Source organism: Bacillus sp. SLBN-46, from assembly GCF_031453555.1.
Lineage (GTDB): Bacteria > Bacillota > Bacilli > Bacillales > Cytobacillaceae > Neobacillus.
Genome location: NZ_JAVIZM010000001.1, coordinates 2,826,297 through 2,846,169 on the forward strand (window position 1 = coordinate 2,826,297; position 19,873 = coordinate 2,846,169).

The 19,873-nt window shown below is 37.3% G+C and carries 15 protein-coding genes; 9 read left to right on the forward strand and 6 right to left on the reverse strand.

Going from position 1 to position 19,873, the window contains the following annotated elements; translation table 11 throughout:
* The first annotated feature begins 110 nt into the window (after positions 1–110).
* From pepF to QFZ87_RS14625, 7 genes are all read left to right on the forward strand, one after another.
* On the forward strand, positions 111–1,898 hold the full coding sequence (pepF, locus tag QFZ87_RS14595) for an oligoendopeptidase F (protein ID WP_309862537.1): 1,788 nt from the start codon (positions 111–113) through the stop codon (positions 1,896–1,898).
* 125 nt (positions 1,899–2,023) lie between these two features.
* Entirely contained in the window at positions 2,024–3,259 is a 1,236-nt protein-coding gene (locus tag QFZ87_RS14600) for a CapA family protein (protein ID WP_309862540.1), read from the forward strand.
* Positions 3,260–3,316: 57 nt separating this feature from the next.
* On the forward strand, positions 3,317–4,231 hold the full coding sequence (locus QFZ87_RS14605) for a hypothetical protein (protein WP_309862543.1): 915 nt from the start codon (positions 3,317–3,319) through the stop codon (positions 4,229–4,231).
* 27 nt (positions 4,232–4,258) lie between these two features.
* A complete protein-coding gene (locus tag QFZ87_RS14610) occupies positions 4,259–4,909 on the forward strand; it encodes a DUF4129 domain-containing protein (RefSeq protein WP_309862545.1) in 651 nt (216 codons plus the stop codon).
* A 7-nt stretch (positions 4,910–4,916) separates the two neighbouring features.
* A complete protein-coding gene (locus tag QFZ87_RS14615) occupies positions 4,917–6,059 on the forward strand; it encodes a DUF4350 domain-containing protein (RefSeq protein ID WP_309862547.1) in 1,143 nt (380 codons plus the stop codon).
* A complete protein-coding gene (locus QFZ87_RS14620; protein ID WP_309862549.1) occupies positions 6,056–6,985 on the forward strand; it encodes an AAA family ATPase in 930 nt (309 codons plus the stop codon). Before QFZ87_RS14615 ends, QFZ87_RS14620 begins: the two co-directional genes overlap by 4 nt.
* The gene (locus QFZ87_RS14625; protein WP_309862552.1) at positions 6,936–8,294 is read left to right on the forward strand and encodes a DUF58 domain-containing protein; all 1,359 of its coding nucleotides are present in this window, start codon (positions 6,936–6,938) and stop codon (positions 8,292–8,294) included. Before QFZ87_RS14620 ends, QFZ87_RS14625 begins: the two co-directional genes overlap by 50 nt.
* On the opposite strand, the gene QFZ87_RS14630 is transcribed toward QFZ87_RS14625, so the two are convergent.
* A complete protein-coding gene (locus tag QFZ87_RS14630) occupies positions 8,272–9,252 on the reverse strand; it encodes a stage II sporulation protein M (RefSeq protein ID WP_309867893.1) in 981 nt (326 codons plus the stop codon). The two genes, QFZ87_RS14625 and QFZ87_RS14630, sit on opposite strands and share 23 nt — an antisense overlap.
* 136 nt (positions 9,253–9,388) lie before the next feature.
* Here QFZ87_RS14630 and QFZ87_RS14635 point away from each other — a divergent pair, with 136 nt between their 5' ends.
* Complete coding sequence (locus tag QFZ87_RS14635; RefSeq protein ID WP_309862554.1) at positions 9,389–10,192, forward strand: RDD family protein; 804 nt, start codon at positions 9,389–9,391, stop codon at positions 10,190–10,192.
* 55 nt (positions 10,193–10,247) lie between these two features.
* Here QFZ87_RS14635 and QFZ87_RS14640 read toward each other — a convergent pair whose 3' ends face one another.
* A complete protein-coding gene (locus QFZ87_RS14640) occupies positions 10,248–11,849 on the reverse strand; it encodes an MDR family MFS transporter (RefSeq protein ID WP_309862556.1) in 1,602 nt (533 codons plus the stop codon).
* Between the two features lie 122 nt (positions 11,850–11,971).
* A complete protein-coding gene (locus tag QFZ87_RS14645; protein WP_309862559.1) occupies positions 11,972–12,826 on the reverse strand; it encodes a TetR/AcrR family transcriptional regulator in 855 nt (284 codons plus the stop codon).
* 157 nt (positions 12,827–12,983) lie between these two features.
* On the opposite strand from QFZ87_RS14645, the gene QFZ87_RS14650 reads away from it, so the two are divergent.
* Positions 12,984–16,163, forward strand: a complete 3,180-nt coding sequence (locus tag QFZ87_RS14650) for an efflux RND transporter permease subunit (RefSeq protein ID WP_309862563.1) — start codon at positions 12,984–12,986, stop codon at positions 16,161–16,163.
* Positions 16,164–16,211: 48 nt separating this feature from the next.
* Here the strand turns inward: QFZ87_RS14650 and QFZ87_RS14655 are convergent, their stop codons facing one another.
* From QFZ87_RS14655 to QFZ87_RS14665, 3 genes are all read right to left on the reverse strand, one after another.
* Positions 16,212–17,582, reverse strand: coding sequence for an aldehyde dehydrogenase (locus QFZ87_RS14655; protein ID WP_309862566.1), 1,371 nt, complete (start codon positions 17,580–17,582; stop codon positions 16,212–16,214).
* A 51-nt stretch (positions 17,583–17,633) separates the two neighbouring features.
* On the reverse strand, positions 17,634–18,833 hold the full coding sequence (locus QFZ87_RS14660; protein ID WP_309862569.1) for an iron-containing alcohol dehydrogenase: 1,200 nt from the start codon (positions 18,831–18,833) through the stop codon (positions 17,634–17,636).
* A gap of 304 nt (positions 18,834–19,137) precedes the next feature.
* Positions 19,138–19,809, reverse strand: a complete 672-nt coding sequence (locus QFZ87_RS14665; RefSeq protein WP_309862572.1) for a helix-turn-helix domain-containing protein — start codon at positions 19,807–19,809, stop codon at positions 19,138–19,140.
* Positions 19,810–19,873: the final 64 nt, after the last annotated feature.

Genomic DNA, 19,873 nt, shown 5'->3' on the forward strand with positions numbered 1-19,873 from the left:
AGAAGCAGGTCAGATTATTAGCTGACCTGCTTTTTATTTTTCAAAAAAAGGGATATTAAGACACTTATGGTATATAATTGTGAAAATGATTTTCGAGGAAGGAGTTTTATATGCAAACCTATACATGCCGAAACGAAGTACCCGTATATGAGAAGTGGAATCTTGCAGATATTTATACGAATGTAAGTAACTGGGAAGAAGAGTATCAATTAGTGGAACAACTTGCTGTACAATTGAAGAATTATGACGGAAATATACATGATGGCCCCTCCTTGCATAAGTATCTTCACCAAAAAGAGGTTTTATCGTTTCATTTTAATAAGTTGTACGCTTATGCCATGTTATCTGTGGATGAAAACACAAGGGATACAAATGCTCAATCTCTATTAGAGCGGGCGAAACAACTCAGTGTGAAGGTTAGCTCCTCCACCTCATTCTTTATGCCTTATTTATTAAGCTTAGATGAGACAACTTTAAAAGGATACTTGGAAGAAGAAGAAAAGCTAGAATACTTTGCAGAAGATTTATGGGAATCCTTCCGCTATAAGAAACATGTGCTTAGTAAGGAAAAGGAAGAACTACTATCACAATTAGGTGATGCATTGTCTGTTCCTAGTCATACGTTTGGGATGATTAATAACGCTGACATTAAGTTCGGAGATGTAACGAATGACAACGGGGAACATGTGGAGTTAACTAGGGGAATGTATGCAAAGCTCATTGAGAATGAAAACCGTGATAAGCGAAGAGAAGCTTATAAGGCATATTATCAGCCATATGTTCAATTAAAAAATTCCATTGCATCCACTCTGGCAGCAGCCATCAAAAACAATGTTACTTTAGCTAAAATACGTCAATATCCATCTGCACTTGAAAAGTCTTTATTTGGTGATAAAGTACCGAAGGATGTATATGAGAACTTAATACAAACAACAAAAAAGAATATTGCACCATTGCATCGATATACACAAATCCGTAAGGAAAAATTAAAGCTAGCTGAAATTCGCCAATATGATATGAGTGTTCCACTTGTAAGTGGAGTGAAGCAAGTAATCTCATATGAGGAAGCTTATGAAACCATGTGTAAGGCATTAGCTCCACTCGGAGAGGAATATATTCAAATTCTTAAGGAGTTTAAGGATGCTAGATATATCGATGTTCGGGAAACGCCTGGCAAACGATCTGGTGCCTACAATTTAGGTGTCTATGGAGTGCATCCCTTTATCCTTTTAAATCATCAGGATGATTTGGATAGTTTATTTACCTTAGTGCATGAATGCGGTCACGGAGTACACAGCAGACTAAGTTCCGAGCATCAGCCACAAATAACGGCAAGGTATAGCATTTTTGTAGCAGAGGTAGCTTCTACAGTTAATGAAGTGCTATTAATTAATTATTTATTAAATAATGAGCAGAATGTTGAGGCTCGCAAACATTTGCTCAATCATTTTATTGACCAATTTAAGGGTACTTTCTTTACACAAGTGATGTTTGCTGAGTTTGAAAAGATAACCCATGAGATGGCAGAAAAAGGGACACCGCTTAATGTTGAGGTATTTAATCAAACATACGAAAGCTTGTTTAGAGAATACAATGGGAATGAACTTGTTTTTGATGAGGAAGTGAAATATGGGTGGTCAAGAATACCTCATTTTTATCGTCCTTTTTACGTTTATAAGTATGCAACTGGTTTTGCGTCAGCGATTCATTTAGCAACAAGGATTCTTGAAGGTGATCAGGATACACTTCAATCCTACTTGGAATTTTTAAAGAGTGGCAGTTCCGATTATCCTTTAGAGTTATTGAAGAAGACTGGTGTAGATTTGACGTCACCATATCCAATTGAAAACTCATTAAAAAAGTTTGAAGAATTAGTTGAAGAGTTCTCCAAGCTGTAAATTTACCAAAAAACCGTGATTCTTCCTATTGTTAGGAGGTCACGGTTTTTTTTTAATAGAGTATTGTAAGAATTTGTTATAGAATTAAGAAAGTTAGAAAAATATTAAAGGGGTTAATTGCATTTATGAATGAAGAGTCAGATAAAAAAGGGACAGATACCAGATTACTGCGCCATCGATCGCCAAAAAAAAGACGGAATAATATCCTCATGATTCTCTTAATTTTGATTGCTTCAGGTGGAACATATTATTTCATCGGCTTAAACTCAGAAAAAGCTTCTACAAAATTAGCGAAAAAAGAGCCCGTACGAACGGAGCAGGTTACAAAAGCTAAGACGAAGGAAGAAACCAAACAGGAAGAAAAAACAGAAGATAACCAAACTGTTACTCCTGAACCTGTTACAGAAACTAGTATTAAAATTAGCGCAGCCGGTGATTTTACGCTTGGAACAGATGAAAGCTTTACTTATAGCGATTCCTTTGTCAAGACGGCCTCCGCAAATGGTCTGCCTTATTTTGTAAAAGGATTAAATGATATTTTTAAGAATGACGATCTCACAACTGTCAATCTAGAAACAACCTTAACAAATGCCACCCAAAAAGCACAGAAGACTTTCCGCTTTAAAGGTGACCCATCGTACGCACAAATTTTAGAGCTTGGTGGGATTGAGGCTGTCAATCTAGCAAACAATCATATCCATGATTACCTTGATAAAGGGTATACTGATACTATTAATACACTGAAAAATCAAAAAATCGGTTATTTTGGTTACGATCATCAATTTATTACAACGGTTAAAGGTGTGAAAATTGGCGCTTTAGGATATGAAGGCTGGAATGATACAGCAGAAGTTCGCAATAGAACGGCTCAGGATATTAAAAACCTTAGGGATCAGGGGGTTCAAATCATTCTTGTCCATTATCACTGGGGAAATGAGGGGCATTACGTACCAGAAGGGTCACAGAAATCATTAGCCCATTTTACCATCGATAGTGGTGCGGATTTGGTATTGGGTCATCATCCACATGTTGTGCAAGGTATAGAAGAATACAAAGGTAAGTTTATTGTTTATAGTCTTGGGAATTTCATGTTTGGTGGGAATAGAAACCCAAGAGATAAGGACACATTTGTGTTTCAACAAACATTTCATTTGAAGAATGGTCTACTTACAGACCAAAAAGAAATTAATGTCGTTCCATTTTCTATATCGTCTGTTTCCTCAAGGAATAACTATCAACCTACTTTATTAACAGGCGCAGAGCACGATCGCGTGAAGAAGAAGATAATTGATGCTTCAAATAAAATTAATGGCTCAAATTGGTTAGTATATGAAAATAAAGACCAGGTTGCAAAAAAGTGAAGGTAATAAAAGCTGTATAAATTCAGATTTATCATTTCAGACTTAGGGGGTTTCAAATTGGATACAAAGTTTAATAAACCAAAAGGATTTGGTGAGATTCTTGATCATACCTTTAGCATAAGTAAAAGCCGCTTTAAGGATTTTTTCCGTATTTTACTATTAATAATGGGACCTGTATATTTACTGGAAGCTATTGTCCAATTGGCTTCTGGAACTAGTTTTTTTAGAGCAGTTGGTTCTGGTGGTGCTTGGTATGAACAAATGCTATCTAGCTTTGAAGAAACAGGAACACTTGACTCAAGCAGTTTGGGAGCAGACGTTGGCGTGATCTTGGTGGGACTGATTAGCCTCATACTAGGTCCGGTGGCAGAGGCTGCTATTCTTTTTGCAATCGATCATGTACGAAGAAATGAAGAATATACGGTTGGTTCTGTTATTAAACAGGCCTTTTCCCGATTTTGGCCGATGATTGGAAGCAGCATTTTATTTGGATTGATCGTTTTTGCTATCATCTTAGTTCCGATTTTAATCATTACTTTAGTAGTAGTTATTGGCGTTGAAATTCATCCTGTAATAAGTATACTAGGTGCCATCTTATTGTTTTTGGGTTGTGCAGTTGGAGTTGGGCTACTTTTGACTCGTTGGAGCTTTTATTTTGGTTCTGTGGTATTAGATAAAGAATCACCTGGGATGGCCAGAAGCTGGAGACTGACGAAAAAGAGGACATGGCCATTAGTGGGGCTATATCTCGTATTTTATTTGATTATTTCAAGTATCGGTTTCGCTGTTCAAATGACGTTTGGTCTCTTTTTAGGCAATAGTGTACTATTAAGCATTATTTCAAATATTGCAACTCTATTTACAACCTTAATTTTTACAGTTGGCTATGGTGTCATGTATCTTGATTTAAAGCTCAGAAATGATGCCGATGATTTAAAAGAAATGATTGATGATTATAACCTGGTAAAGTAAATACCTAAAGTAAGCTAGGTGATGAAAATGCTTGATCAAAGCAAAGCTCGTGACACGCTGAAAAATATATTAAACCGTAAAGAATATAGGGTCTACCAAAATGATACCAAAGGATTGATAGAGACCTGGTGGGAAAGAGCAAAGGAATGGGTCGCTGACCAATTGGCTAAGCTGTTTCCTACCATGGAATCAGCAAGTAGCGCTTCAGGACCAGTCCTTATTGGTATTATCGTAGTAGTTGTTCTTTTTTTGTTAATTTTTACATTTTTTATGGTTCGTAACATTAGACGGAACCGGACGTTTCGAGAAAAAAAGCCTCTGCGATCATTAAAGGAAATGAATTGGTCCTATCAAAAACATATAGAAGAGGCGAAAAAACAGGAAGAACTGGGAGAATACACACTTTCAACCCGTCATTTATTTTTGGCCTTACTTTTATATCTTCATGATAAGGAATGGCTTGAAGCGAGGATTTGGAAAACAAATTGGGAGTATTATGAAGAACTTCGGAAAATACAGCAACAGAGAGCGGACCAATTTTTCCTCCTAGCCAATTTTTTTGATGAAGTGACTTATGGTGAAAGAAAAGTGAGCAAAGAAGAATATAGTAAGTTTTCGAAAGAAATTAACCAATGGCTTGCTGAACATGAAGTTGAACACCTTGGAGAAAGGAGATAGGAGAGCTTTGAGCAAACTTCCAACTATTAGCCGTTCATGGATTGGGCTGACTGTTTTACTCCTTTTATTTATTCTTATAAGTTTTTTCATTTATTCGCAAAAGCCGAAGAGTTATCCAAGTTACGTTTCTGACTCTCCTGCTCCAACCGGTGTGAAAGCATTTTATACATATGTAAAGAATGAAATAGAAGCAAAAACCTGGTCCTATTCCCCTGACCTACTGCCAAAAGAAGAAAGTAATCAACTTCTTGTTATGATCGAACCATTTTTTACTCCAGATCAAAAAGAAACGAAAGCTTATATAGATTTTATGGAAGCTGGAAATACCATTTTATTGTTTAAAAACAATCCAAAAGGAATGTTTGAAATAAACACCAGACCATTTGAAGAGTCTCCTGCAACATCAAAGGATATAATGAGTGTGACGAATCAAAATCATGTCTCCTTTAAGGCGGAAATGAACTCATTTATTCGATTATATCCCACGGATAAGGATCAGCTTTTACTAAATGATGCTGCAGGAGCTGTTGCACTAAAACGAACGTATGGACAGGGTCAGCTGATTGTAACTATTGCACCAGAATGGATTACAAATGGTAATCTGTTAAACCATGATCATTTGCCACTTATTTTAAGCCTCTTAGACGAAGCTAAACCTCAAAACATATTGTTTGATGAATACCTGCATACTGGCAAGAGTACAGCTGGTCAATTAGCAGTATATCCAATGTGGTTCTTAATACTGCTGTTACAAGGTACTCTTATCATGATTCTTTGGCTATGGAATAAAGGAAAACGCTTTGGACCTATTTTTACCCCAAGAGAAGATACCGTTCGATTTAGTGATGAGGGAATCCAAGCCATGACTGCTTGGTTTATACGTGGCAGAAGGTATCAAGACTCCATTAGGATTCAGGCTGATTATGTGAAACACTTGCTACAGGAACATTGGCGGATTCCATATAGCAAAGAGTGGAGGGATTCCATTAGTTTGTTGGAGAAGAAATGGAAGCAAATGCCGAGCAGTGAAATTAATTCCTTTATAAACGGATTAGAAATAATATTAGAAAAAGAAAAGCTTAGTAAGCAAGAATATTTGCTTTGGTCTAGAAAGCTTGATCGATTAAGGAAAGAGGTGAATGAGGGATGAAACCTATTTTAACATCCTTCTTAGAAAAATATGAGGAACGAATTTTAGGTCAAGGACTCAATCTAAGACTCTTATTGTCTGCTGTTTTAGCTGGAGGACATGTTCTTCTAGAAGGAGTTCCGGGTACTGGTAAAACGCAGATGGTCAGGACACTTGCAAGTCTCCTTGGAGGAAACTTCAATAGGATTCAATTTACGCCTGATTTACTTCCAAGTGATATTACCGGAAGTACCATTTACAACATGAAAGAAAGTGCGTTTCAAACACTAAAGGGACCTATTTTTACAAATATTCTCCTAGCAGATGAAATCAATCGCACACCTGCAAAGACACAGGCCGCTTTGTTAGAAGCGATGGAAGAAAAACAAGTGACGATTCAAGGTGAAACGTATACATTGCCGGAAGTATTTTTTGTCGTCGCCACCCAAAATCCAATTGAATTTGAAGGTACATATCCGCTGCCAGAAGCACAGCAGGACCGCTTCCTATTCAAACTACAAATTAATTTCCCGTCGTTTGAGGAGGAAAAGAAGGTATTACAACAAGTGATAGAAAAGCGATTTACTGAAAGTCAAGTAGAACCCTTCATAGATATGAACACTTTTCAAACGATTAGACAAGAAATTGAGAGAGTTACAGTAGGAGAGAATGTCTTAGATTATATTATGCAGATTGTCAGGAAATCACGGGAGTCAGATTCCATTCGTTTTGGGGCAAGCACGCGTGCTGGAATATCTATTGGGAAAGTTGCTCAGGCTTGGGCATACATACATGGTCGGAATTATGTAACGCCTGATGATATTAAAATGGTGGCAAAGCCAGCTTTAAGACACCGAATACAGTTATCTCCACATGTGGAATTGGAGGGAGCAAACGTTGACCAAATCATTGAAGAGCTTGTGGGGTCGGTTCCTGTTCCAAGATAGAGGGATTCTTCCAACGAAAAGGTTCATGTTCATTGTCATGATTCTTTCGATTCTGTTGGTAATTGGCAGCGTATTAGAAATATCATGGGTATCTATAATTACGGTTGATATCATGACGATAGTAGCGAGTTTCCTTGACTTGTTCTTTTCTCCAAAAAAGGCTCAATTAACTATTAAACGATCTTTACCGGAGGAGTTAGAAAGAGGCTTGAATTATAAGACAGTGATCGAGGTAACAAATGCATCAAGCTGGCCTCTTACCTATCGAATAATTGATGGATTGCCACAATCATTCATCACATCGTTTCCCCTCTTGGGTGAGATACCAAGAAAATCTACTGTACAGGTAACCTATGAAATGACAGCTACAAAAAGAGGAAATTATGATGTTTCCAAACTATATTTTCGCTTTAAAAGTTTCCTTGGATTATGGGAGAAACAGATCACTCTAGAGATTAATGATTCAGTAAAAGTGATACCAGATTTAACAGAGACAAAGCAATTTTTAGCCAATGCACAAAGGTTTCTTGTGAATGAGGGTTTGCAAATTCGTAAACATCGAAGTGGTGTGGGTGATTTTTCAAAAATAAGAAGTTATGTAGTAGGCGACGATCCGCGAAAAATAAATTGGCGTCAAACTGCAAAGCTACAAGAAGTTATGACAAATGATTATGAACCGGAGCATGGAAAATATATTACTTTATTAATTGATTGCGGACGAATGATGGGAGCAGAACAAAAAAAGGGAAATCGGTTAGAAAAATCGTTAGAGGCTGCATTAACTGTAGCGGCGGCTGCCCTAAAAAAAGGCGATTATGTTTCTGTCCTTGCCTTTTCAAAAAAGATAAAGGTGTTTGTGCCACCTGCCAAAGGCATGGCCCATTTACAGGTGATTCTAAAGGCCGTCTATGATATAAATGTGGAAGCAACCGAATCTAATTATGCTTCAGTACTACAGTACTTAGAAACGGTACAAAAAAAACGAAGTCTTTTGCTTTTATTTAGTGATGTTCGCACCTTTCTACATGAGGAGAGTGCACTTACATACTTAAAGCGTCTTAGGCAACGTCATATGTTTTTAATGGTAGGTATTGAAGATGAGACCCTTTTAAAAAGAAGGAACGAAGAACCTAGGGATGTACATGCTGCTATGGTAAAAAGTATGGCCCAACAGCAGTTACTTTTTAAGAAACGGGAGAAAATCAAGTGGGAAAAGCAGGGCCTCCAAATGATTGAGGCCCCAGAGGAAAAATTGGCGATTACTGCAGTTTCTCAGTATATCGACATTATGAATCAAAACCTTTTGTAGGCTGATTTTTTATGAGTAAGAGCTTACCAATAAAAACATATAGAACTAAACCAAGCACAGTTAAACAAGCAACGATATACTTAGCTTCTAATGAGATGGCTGCTGGTGTGATAAAACCTTCGATTATTCCAGCAATAACAAATAATGGGATTGTACCAAGAAGAAGCTGAACAGATCGTATCGCTTGCTGCTTCAATTGAAAGCCCCTTGAAAAATGGCCTGGAACAAAGAGCTTATAGCCCATTAACAAACCTGCACCGCCAGCAATAAAAATGGCTGTAAGCTCAATCATTCCATGTGGAACGATATATGCCCAAAAATCATAGGACTTATTGTGATGCCAAAAAAGTGCGGCTAATGAACCAATGATGATGCCATTATAGATAAGTAAATAAACTGTCAAAAGACCAAATGTGATTCCACCTGCGAAGGCTAAAATGGCAACCTTGATGTTGTTCGTCATTATACTTGCTGACATTACCGAGGAATCAACCGCACCATGTCCATTTCCAAGTTGTTCAGGGTCAACTCCTTGAGCGATTTCTGCTGGCAGAATGGAATAAATATGTAAGGGATCATTCAATACGGATAGAAAGCTGCCAATGGCACCCATAGTAAAAAGAATCATGGCAGCGACAACAAATCTCCATTGTTCGATTAATAATCCAATAAACTTCGTGCTGAAAAAATAACGAATTTGCTTTATACTCGATACTTGATCCTTATACATAAGGTTATGTGATTTTGCTACTAGTCCGTTTAGATAAAAGGTAACATCATCATTAGGAAAGTATGTTTGACTATACGAAAGATTTTGAGCAGCTTTTTGATAAAGCCGATGAAATTGAATAATGGTCTCACCGGTAATTCTTTTTCTGCTTTTATTTATGGAAGTGACCAATAGCTCTAGCTGGTTCCACTCATCACGGTGCTTTTTAACAAATTGCTTAACATTCATCTTGACACCTTCTTGGTTTGGCATTTTAGAAAAATTATCATACTATTAAAACTTTATTATTCACCTAATTATAGTAATTTTGTTAGTAAATTGAAACAGCTATAGAAATATTCTAGATAGAGATGGGGGATTCCTGTTGAATGAAGACCATTTAGATATAAAAACACCTGAATACGTATCCCTTCAGTTTCAGCTTGCAGGATTGGGAAGCAGGGCAGCAGCTTTTATCATTGATCAATTACTATTAATGACGATCAATGTCATCATTTTAGTTGTATTCTTTGTAGTTATGAGCGGAATGTCATCCTTGCCGTTTTTTATTATGGATAATTCCATTCCTCTTGCTATTACAATAATTCTGCTGTTTATCTTGAATGGGGGGTACTTCTTCGCTTTTGAGTTCTTTTCAGGGGGACGGACGATTGGGAAGAAATTAATAGGGATTCGAGTCATTCAGGAAAATGGCCACAGTATCACGTTACTTTCGAGCTTTATTCGAAACCTAATGCGCGTTGTTGATTCTTTGCCAGTTTGCTATTTTCTTGGGATGATCATGATTTTTTTCCATTCCAAGCATAAAAGGCTTGGAGATATTGTTGCGGGGACTATGGTGGTTCATGAGCGGAAAGCAAAAATGAAAAGAAAACTTTCACCCATTGAGAAGGAAATACAAGCCAGAGGATTAACAGTAAATGACCTGTCTATTGATGATTGGTCATTGAACTCTTTAGGTATGAAAGAATGGAAGCTTATCAGTACATACTCCCGCCGATATCATCAATTATCGTTGAATGACAGGCGTGATTTTACTAAACAAATTGCAGATATTCTACTACCCAAAATCAGGTTAGAGACAGAGGGGAAAACGGAAGAGGAGTTAGAAAATATGCTTCTTGTCCTTTATTTGATTCTAAAGGATGAATGGGAGTTTGAATTATAAAAAAGGTATAGAAAAACCTCGGCACGTGTGAAGCTGCCGAGGTTTTTCTATACCTTTATTCAGTTACTTCCTGCCCATGTATGTTAGCTTGAAGCTCATTTTCTTCAGTTAGTTCTTTATCTCTCTTTATACGTCCTTTTCCTACAGATAACGCGACTAATATTCCAATCGAAATAAAGATAAGACCTGATAAGAATACAGTTGTAAACGATTCTGACCATGCAGTTTGAATACCATGAATAACCATCTTTTGAATGTCACCTGGCAATTTTAACAAACCAGGGTTGATCAATAAACCAAATAATACATCCGTTTTTTCAGAAAGCTTGGTTAATGCAGCCTGGGCGATTGGATTATCTGCATTATTTGCAGTTTCAACCATTTTTGTTCCTAATGAATGATTCATAACAGAATTTAAAATGGTGATTCCGATCGTGCCACCAATCGAACGGAAGAAGGTGGAAGCCGAAGTAACTGTTCCGAGCTGAGATTTTGGAAATTCATTCTGAATGGCAATCATCAATGTAGGCATGACTAGACCCATACCTAACCCCAGAACAACCATATATGCATAGGCAGTAAACTCACTAGATTCAAGTCCCATCGTACTCATTAAAAAGAACCCTGCAGATGCTAGTAACATACCTGCTGTTAGCACTGTACGGAAAGTGAATTTAAGAAGCAGTTGTCCGCCAATGACGCTGGCAGCGATCATGGCGATCATCATAGGTGTCATCGTCGAACCCGCTTGAGTAGGAGAAACACCTAAAATCCCTTGCATAAACATTGGAACGAACATAATGGCCCCAAACATTCCAAGACCTAACAAGAACCCTAACCCATTCATCGTTGCAAAAATTCTATTTTTAAACAAAGAAAGATCTAAAATCGGTTCTTCTGCTTTTTTCTCAATAAAGCCAAAGAGTATAAACAGCACAATGCTTCCGCCAAAAATCAAGTAAGATTTCGTTGACAGCCATTCAAATTTATCGCCACCAAAGGTTAAACCAATTAATAATAAAACGATTGCTGGTATCAAGGTAACAATACCTAAGTAGTCGATACTTACCTTATCTTTTTTCCCAAGGTTTTCATGCTTAAGTCCAGCGAAAATTAATAAAGCAGACAATAATCCGAAAGGTACATTAATAAGGAAAATCCAATGCCAACTGATATGATCCACAATAAGTCCGCCTAGGAAAGGACCGATTACGGAACTTAATCCAAATAGACCACCAAATATTCCTTGCCATTTTGCACGTTGTTCTGCTGTGAAAATATCCCCAATAATAGTTTGTGAAAGTGGCATAATCATCCCACCGCCAATTCCCTGAAGGCCTCGATAAAGAACTAATTGTTCCATGGACGTGGCAGTTGCACATAGACCGGAACCAATAATGAAGATAATGGTCCCAAGTAAATAAAGAAAACGCCTGCCATAAAGGTCTGATAATTTACCGACAACAGGTACGATGGTTGTCGACGTTATCATATAGGCTGTTGTCACCCAGGCAAAAATTTTAAATCCATTGAGTTCTGCAATAATCGTTGGCATGGCAGTTCCTACGATTGTTTGTTCAAGAGCACTAAAGAACATTCCGATAATTAGTCCAGTAATGACTAGTCGTGTATTGATCCCTTTTTGTTGTATTTCCATCTTTTTTCTCCAATCTAGTTGGTTTTATATTGTCTACTATGGGTGACCTCTCAGTCAGAAATTATAACTCTGAATGTCCAGTCAGTCAATATTATGCATTTGGCGTGTTAAACTCCACCATTTTAAAGATTGTAAAAGGAAGAAATCACTCTCACATACCCTTTAAATGCTTCGGCTTCCTTAAAATTAGTGAGCATTCCTTTAAGAACTGGTTTTCTAGGATTCTCGCGCTTCATTTCCTCTTCTAATACGTCAAGCGATATTTCTAGTGCTTCCTTATTTTCAAACTGCTCTAATTCATTTCTCATTTTTTGTACGATTTCATTGATATCTGTACTACCAAATAGGTCCATGGATTTTTGAATTACCTTTTCCAATTTCTCCTCAGAAATAAATGGTTTTTCAGAGGTAATATCCTTAACAATGCTATCCATTCTTCTCATAAGAAATTGTGTTAGACCCTCTAATTCAAACTCATCTGGTTCAAATATGATTAGCCTCATATAGGAATGGAATAGTCCTTCTAATATCATTGAAAGGTCTGTTGAATATGGCTCGACATTTTTTCCATAGATGGACACTAATCCATTTCGAAAAAGCTGGTGTGTTTCGGATTGCTTTTTAAATAGTAGCTTTTTTATTTCATCATTTCGTGGTATGGCTTGTTCTTTTGAAAGCATGATAAAAAATTCTTTATGCCCCATGAAGGTCCCCATGAGAGAGGATAGCTGCTTACAAAACCTTTCACGCGATGGTAAATCTGTATGTTCGAACTTCAGGATGTTTGAATGAACTGTCTCAAAGATATACTCAAGTATGGCAAATAATAACTCATCCTTGGATTTAAAGTGTAAATAGAAAGCTCCTTTAGATATACCGCTATCAGTTGCAATTTCCTGAATTGAAGTGGAGGAGAATCCCTTAGTTGCAAATAGTTTCATTCCCGATTCAATTATTAATTTTTCCTTCTCATTCAAAATAAACCCTCCATATAAACATCATAATACTATATAAAAACATATTTATTCCTTGACTTATGACTGTCCGGTCAGTAACATTGTTTTTGTTCAATATAGTCAAATGCTAGACGAATTCATTTTGATTGTCAACAACATTACAAATAAGGAGAAAAGCATGAAAAAAATCATTCAATTTTCATTGAAAAATAAGTTTGCTGTATGGTTATTAACGATTATTGTGACAGTAGCCGGTTTGTATTCAGGTATGAATATGAAACTTGAAACGATTCCAAATATCAATACGCCTCTTGTTACAGTTTTGACCGTCTATCCAGGAGCAACTCCTGAGCAGGTCGCAGAGAAAGTTACAGAACCAATTGAAAGTAGAGTGAAGAATTTAGATGGTGTTTCAGTTGTAAGTTCATCTTCATTCCAAAATGCTTCTTCCATTCAAATAGAATACAATTTTGATAAAGACATGGAAAAGGCACAAAACGAAGTAAAAGAAGCATTAAATGATTTTATCCTCCCTGATGGTGCTCAAGAACCAAAAGTATCTCGTTTAAGTTTTTCAGCATTTCCGATCATGTCATTAAGTATCTCACATGACAAACAGACATTAGCTGAATTAACTGATACGGTTGAAAAGAAAATTGTTCCTGAATTGAAGGGGATTGACGGCGTAGCTTCTGTTCAAATCTCTGGTCAGCAAATAGATGAAGTTCAATTAAAATTTGACCAGGATAAATTAAAGCAATTTGGATTACAGGAAGAAACAATCCGCAATTTAATTAAAGCATCTGATATTTCTTTTCCATTAGGTTTATACACATTTAAGGATACACAAAAATCTGTTGTAGTGGATGGGAATATCCAAACGATTGACGATCTAAAATCATTAAAGATACCGGTAGTCCCAACTGCAAGTGGTCAACAGCAAGGGGTACCTAGTGCAACTTCTAACCAGGGAATGACCAGTCCTACGCAAGGAAAACAACAAAATATTACAGGCACACCATCTACTCAAGGGCAGCCTGCGCAAATGCAAACGGGTATTCCTACCATTGAATTAAAAGATATCGCGACAATTGAAGTAGTTGGAAAAGCAGAGTCTATTTCAAGAACAAATGGTAAGGAATCTATCGGTATCCAAATTGTAAGTGCACAGGATGCCAATACAGTTGATGTAGTTAATGCGGTTAAAAACCAACTAAATGAGTTTGAAAAGAAAATGGACGGGTTAAATATAACCCCCATTTATGATCAAGGGAAACCGATTGAAGATTCAGTTTCTACAATGCTAGATAAGGCCATATTTGGTGCCATTTTTGCGATGATTATCATTTTGCTTTTCCTACGAAACTTCCGTACTACCGTTATTTCAGTTGTATCTATTCCATTGTCATTACTCATTGCTGTTTTATTATTAAAACAAATGGATATCACACTGAATATGATGACACTTGGAGCAATGACCGTAGCTATTGGACGCGTGATTGATGACTCCATTGTTGTTATTGAAAATATTTTTAGACGGATGTCGTTGCAAAATGAGGAATTTACAGGAAAAGAACTGATTGTAGAAGCGACAAAAGAAATGTTCATGCCAATCATGTCTTCTACGATTGTAACCATTGCGGTTTTCCTACCATTAGGATTAGTAAAGGGACCAATTGGTGAAATGTTCTTGCCATTTGCGCTTACTATTGTTTTCTCATTGCTTGCTTCTTTATTAGTGGCAATTACAGTCGTTCCAATGATGGCTCATTCCTTATTTAAAAAGGGTGTGACCTCAAAGCACATGAGTGAGGAGAAACCAAATAAATTAGCCTCTGGGTATAGAAAGGTTTTAAAGTGGGCGTTAAATCATAAGTTAATCACTTCTGGTCTCGCAATATTACTATTGGTGGGAAGCCTTTTCCTTGTTCCAGTCATTGGAGTAAGCTTCTTGCCATCAGATGAACAAAAAATGATTGTGGCGACCTATAAACCTGCACCAGGTCAAACCATTGATGAAGTAGAGAGAATCGCCACAGAAGCAAATGGATTCTTAAGTCAAAGAACCAATGTGAAAGATATTCAATTTTCTGTCGGCGGTGAGAACCCAATGAATCCTGGCGAAAGTAATTCTGCCATGTTTTTTATAGGTTATGATGCAGACACGAAAAATTTTGACAAGGAAACGGAAAATGTCATTAAGGCATTAAAGAAAAGAAACGACAAAGGGGAATGGTCTAAACAGGACTTCTCTGGTATGGGCTCAAGTAACCAGCTGGCACTTAATGTTTATGGAGATACCATTGATGACATTAAGCCTATTGTCAACCATATTGAAAAGATCATGAAAGAAAATAGCTCACTTACGAACGTAAAAACAGGTATTTCTGCTACGTATGATGAATATACGCTTGTTGCCAATCAAGAAAAGCTCAGTCAATTGGGATTAACAGCTGCCCAAATTGGAATGGAGCTTTCAGGTAATGGACAACGCCAGGTATTAACAACTATTAAAAAAGATGATAAAGAAATGAATGTATATGTAGATGTGGAGAAGAAGGGATATTCTGATATTCAAGAACTAACAGATAAGACCCTAACATCACCACTTGGAGTAACTATTCCAATTAAAGACGTTGTGGAAATTAAAGAAGGAAATACCTCAGATACTATAAAGCGGCGCGATGGTCGTATTTATACGAATGTGACGGGTGAGATCAAGACGAAGGATGTAGCAAAAGTATCAACTGCAGTGCAAAAAAAGGTAGATAAGCTTGACATTCCAGCCAATGTGGATGTTTCAATGGGTGGTGTAACGGAAGATATTAATGATTCTTTTAGACAACTTGGACTTGCGATGCTCGCAGCCATTGCGATTGTTTACTTAGTCCTTGTTATCACATTTGGAGGCGGATTAGCTCCATTTGCTATTCTGTTCTCCCTGCCATTTACAATTATTGGTGGGTTGATTGGGTTACTGATTGCAGGAGAAACTTTGAGCGTATCTGCAATGATAGGTGCACTCATGTTAATTGGAATCGTAGTAACCAATGCAATTGTCTTAATAGACCGTGTCATTCATAAAGAAAACGAAGGTTTATCGACAAGAGATGCTATTATTGAAGCAGCAGGAACGCGTGTTCGTCCAATTCTTATGACTGCTATTGCAACCATTGGTGCCCTTATTCCACTTGCAGTGGGTATCGAAGGAAGCGGTTTGATCACAAAAGGGTTGGGTGTAACTGTAATTGGTGGGTTAACAAGTTCTACCTTACTCACTCTGTTGATTGTTCCGATTGTGTATGAAACATTAATGAAACTGAAGCGAAAAGGGAAGAAACAAGAAGTAAATGAATAAAAAGTAACAAAAAAAAACTCGGCACTCTATCAAAGAGGCCGAGTTCTTTTATTTCATAAAGAGCTTAATTTTTTGTAGTCCATTTTTAACATTCGGGTAGCGAAAGGGAATATCGAATAAGGTCGTTTGCTTAAGTACACTCTTATTATGGGAGAAGGTATCAAAATTTCCTTTTCCATGATATGCACCGATGCCGCTATTTCCCACTCCGCCAAATGGGAGGTACGGAGAGACAAAGTGGTAAACTGTATCGTTTACACACCCTCCACCAAAAGAAACGCTGTTTAAGACCTCTTGTTGGAGGTTTTTGCTTTCTGTAAAAATATAAAGGGCGAGCGGTTTCGGGTGACGGTGAATTCCCTCAATCACCTCATGTAACTCACTGTACTCAAGCACAGGAAGGATCGGACCAAAAATTTCATCCTGCATAACCGGATCTTCCCAAGTGATTTGAGTAAGAACGGTCGGCTCTATACTTAGTTTGTCTTTATTTGTTTGACCTCCCATAAACTGTTTTCCATTAACTAAGAAGGAAGCTAATCGTTCAAAATGACGTTCACTTACAATCCGAGTATAATTTGGATTGTTTAATGGTTGAATCCCATATAATTCCATCGTTGTCTCTTTAAATTGTTGAAGGAATTGATCTTTGATGTTTTTATGAATGTATAAGTAGTCGGGTGCAATACAGGTTTGACCGGCATTAGTGAATTTTCCCCAAGCAATTCGTTTGGCAGCAAGTTTTATATTCGCATCTTCGTGTACAATACAAGGGCTCTTACCACCAAGCTCTAATGTAACAGGGACCAAATTTTTCGCAGCAGCTTCCATGATTACTTTTCCCACAGGGACACTACCGGTAAAGAAGATATAATCAAACTTTTCCTGCAGCAAGGCCTGACTAGTTTCCACACCGCCTTTTACAACTGCAACAAATTCCTCGGAGAATAACTCTTTTATCATTGTACCAAGTAATTCAGATGTTTTTGGTGTTAACTCTGAAGGCTTAATGATGGCGCAGTTTCCTGCCGCTATGGCGCCGATTAAAGGTGCTATGGCTAACTGAAACGGATAATTCCATGGAGCGATAATCAACGTCACACCATATGGTTCCGAATAAATGTAGCTAGTTGAACCGATATGGGTAAGCGGTGTTTTTACTCGTTTTGGCTTTACCCAAGAACGTAAATGTTTAATCGTAAATCGTAATTCTTCGAGAACAAAACCAATTTCAGAGGTATAGGCATCGAATTCAGATTTGTTTAAATCTGCTCTAAGTGCTTCCATTAGTTTGTTTTCATTATTTTTAATAGCTGTTCGCAGCTTCTGAAGTGCATTGAGGCGGAAAGTAAGATCTTTTGTCATTTCCGTTCGAAAGTAAGATTTTTGTTTAGCTACTAGGGAGCTATAGTTTTCCATTTCTTCAACCACCTTGCTATATTTGACATTACATCAGTAATGAAATACATCTTATTCCTTAATTAGTTGATAAAGTGTGTTTAAGTCCTCTTTATTGAGGATTTTCGGCACAGGGTAGAGGGGATTGGCTTCCTTAAAAGCTCGATCCACCATCACAGAGATATCATTATCAATCATTCCGCTGATTTTTTTTGGTATTTCTAATCTCTCATTCAGTTCCTTTATGGCATCAATAAATTTACGTGCTTTTTGTTCAATAGTATCTCCAGGTTGACTGAGTCCAACTAAATCAGCAAGCTCTGAGAGCGGCTGATAGACGGAATCCCCATAATACTCTAGCACATATGGTAAAATGACGGCATTTGCCAGACCATGCGGTACAGAATAAAAACCACCCAGTGTATGTGCGATTGCGTGGACATAACCAACATACGCTCTAGTAAATGCCATTCCTGCCAAATAGGCTGCTTTTTGCATATTTTTACGTGCCATTATGTTTGTCCCATTAGAATAGGCTTCATACAAATTTTCAAAAATTAATTTTACGGCTTCAATACTGTATTTCTTTGTTTCCTTGGTGTTACCTCTCCCGATATAGGCTTCAACCGCATGTGTCAAAGCATCAATTCCCGTAGCGGCAGTGATATGTGGGGGCAGGTTAACCGTTAGCAAAGGATCTAATACAGCCACATGTGGGAGAAGAGAAGGATCCATTAATGCATATTTTTCATGCGTATCACTGTTTGAGACTACCGCTGCAATAGTGGCTTCACTTCCTGTACCCGCCGTAGTAGGAATGGCAAAAAGGGGCGGCATTTTCTTTAGAATCTTCAATATACCCTTCATCTGTGGAATGCTTTTATTAGGTCTAGCCACCCGTGCACCAACACCTTTGGCGCAATCCAAGGGAGAGCCCCCGCCAAAAGCAACAATCCCGCTACAATTGTTAGAATGATACAATTTCAAAGCTTCCTCGATGTTATCTATGGTTGGATTCGGGACGGTTTTGTCATACATAACGAATTTAATTTTTTCTTTACTTAAGGCTTCAAGAAATGCATCTATTAATCCAACAGATACAATGCCTTGGTCGGTAACGATTAAAACGCTTTCGATATTTTGACTTTTGATTCGTTGTGGCAATTTAGATAAACTATTTTCACCCTCTAATAATTCAGGCTCTTTCCAGGGTAAGAAGTAGGAGGTAGTTTTCATCACTCCCTGAAAAGTTCTGCAATAGACTTTATACATAACATTACCTCGCTTTTATAAAAATATAGGATTGCCTTTTATAGTAGTCTACGAAGTAGATGTAAATCTGGAGGGTACACAAAAGACCCAAAAAGAGGGTTTGTTCATACCCAAAAGACCAAAAAACAAATAGGTATACAACTTATATAACGTGATTACTTGATAATTGTCAAGAGAGTCTTGTGAATATAATTAATATTCAGATAATTATATGTGTAGAATAACTATTAATTCCTAAATAAAAAAGAAAAGTCAGACAGTGGAGTCTGACTGACTAACAATAGTGAAGAGGGGGAAGGGAGCTTTAGCTTTGCTCAATAAACGCGATAAGTAACCGTAGTTCCTCTCCATTTAGTTGATTAACATTTTTGAAAAATTGTTGTACTAATGTAATCATTTCAGGACTTAATTCATCACCGACAGACTGAATAATCATTCCTATAACCGCACCGACAAATACTGTAAGGTTAACTTTGGTTTCTGGTGACGCATTGACCATGTTGACAGTGAGACTCTTGACAGTTTTTCCTAGGCTATTTAAATATAAAATCAGGACACATAGAAAGTAAGCACAAAATTCCAGCTTAACGTCTACTGTTTTCATGCGAGTGATAATATTATGAATCGCATCCATTAAGGGTAGACTTTGATGATTCTCAATTAATTCTGTCATATGGTTTAGAATTGCTTCCCATTCTTCCATATTTGATGTTTCTCTTCGTTCTTTTTGAAACATTTCCTCTGCCATTTCAGTAGGGGAGAAGACCACAACTGAACGCCCTGTTTCATTTTCATTAGTAGAATAGTTTCTTTTTACAAGACCTTGGCTTTCAAGGGTTTTTAGCACATCGTACGCTGTCCATTTACTCACACCAATTGCTTCGGCCACCTCAGAATAATGTACAGGAAGATTGGTTGTATGATATTGTCGGCAAATTTGATCCAAAAATTCACGTCTTCTTTTTGTTAAGATCATTGCAACAGCCCTCACGATCTGTTTTTCATTATGTTATTTATAAGATATCAAAAATAAGGGGAAA

What these genes read in the sequence shown, in the direction of transcription:
- QFZ87_RS14665 (WP_309862572.1), bottom strand. Translation starts at nt 19,809, where the DNA reads ATGATCTTAACAAAAAGAAGACGTGAATTTTTGGATCAAATTTGCCGA.
- QFZ87_RS14650 (WP_309862563.1), top strand. Translation starts at nt 12,984, where the DNA reads ATGAAAAAAATCATTCAATTTTCATTGAAAAATAAGTTTGCTGTATGG.
- QFZ87_RS14620 (WP_309862549.1), top strand. Translation starts at nt 6,056, where the DNA reads ATGAAACCTATTTTAACATCCTTCTTAGAAAAATATGAGGAACGAATT.
- QFZ87_RS14600 (WP_309862540.1), top strand. Translation starts at nt 2,024, where the DNA reads ATGAATGAAGAGTCAGATAAAAAAGGGACAGATACCAGATTACTGCGC.
- QFZ87_RS14610 (WP_309862545.1), top strand. Translation starts at nt 4,259, where the DNA reads ATGCTTGATCAAAGCAAAGCTCGTGACACGCTGAAAAATATATTAAAC.
- QFZ87_RS14630 (WP_309867893.1), bottom strand. Translation starts at nt 9,252, where the DNA reads ATGAATGTTAAGCAATTTGTTAAAAAGCACCGTGATGAGTGGAACCAG.
- pepF (WP_309862537.1), top strand. Translation starts at nt 111, where the DNA reads ATGCAAACCTATACATGCCGAAACGAAGTACCCGTATATGAGAAGTGG.
- QFZ87_RS14640 (WP_309862556.1), bottom strand. Translation starts at nt 11,849, where the DNA reads ATGGAAATACAACAAAAAGGGATCAATACACGACTAGTCATTACTGGA.
- QFZ87_RS14655 (WP_309862566.1), bottom strand. Translation starts at nt 17,582, where the DNA reads ATGGAAAACTATAGCTCCCTAGTAGCTAAACAAAAATCTTACTTTCGA.
- QFZ87_RS14660 (WP_309862569.1), bottom strand. Translation starts at nt 18,833, where the DNA reads ATGTATAAAGTCTATTGCAGAACTTTTCAGGGAGTGATGAAAACTACC.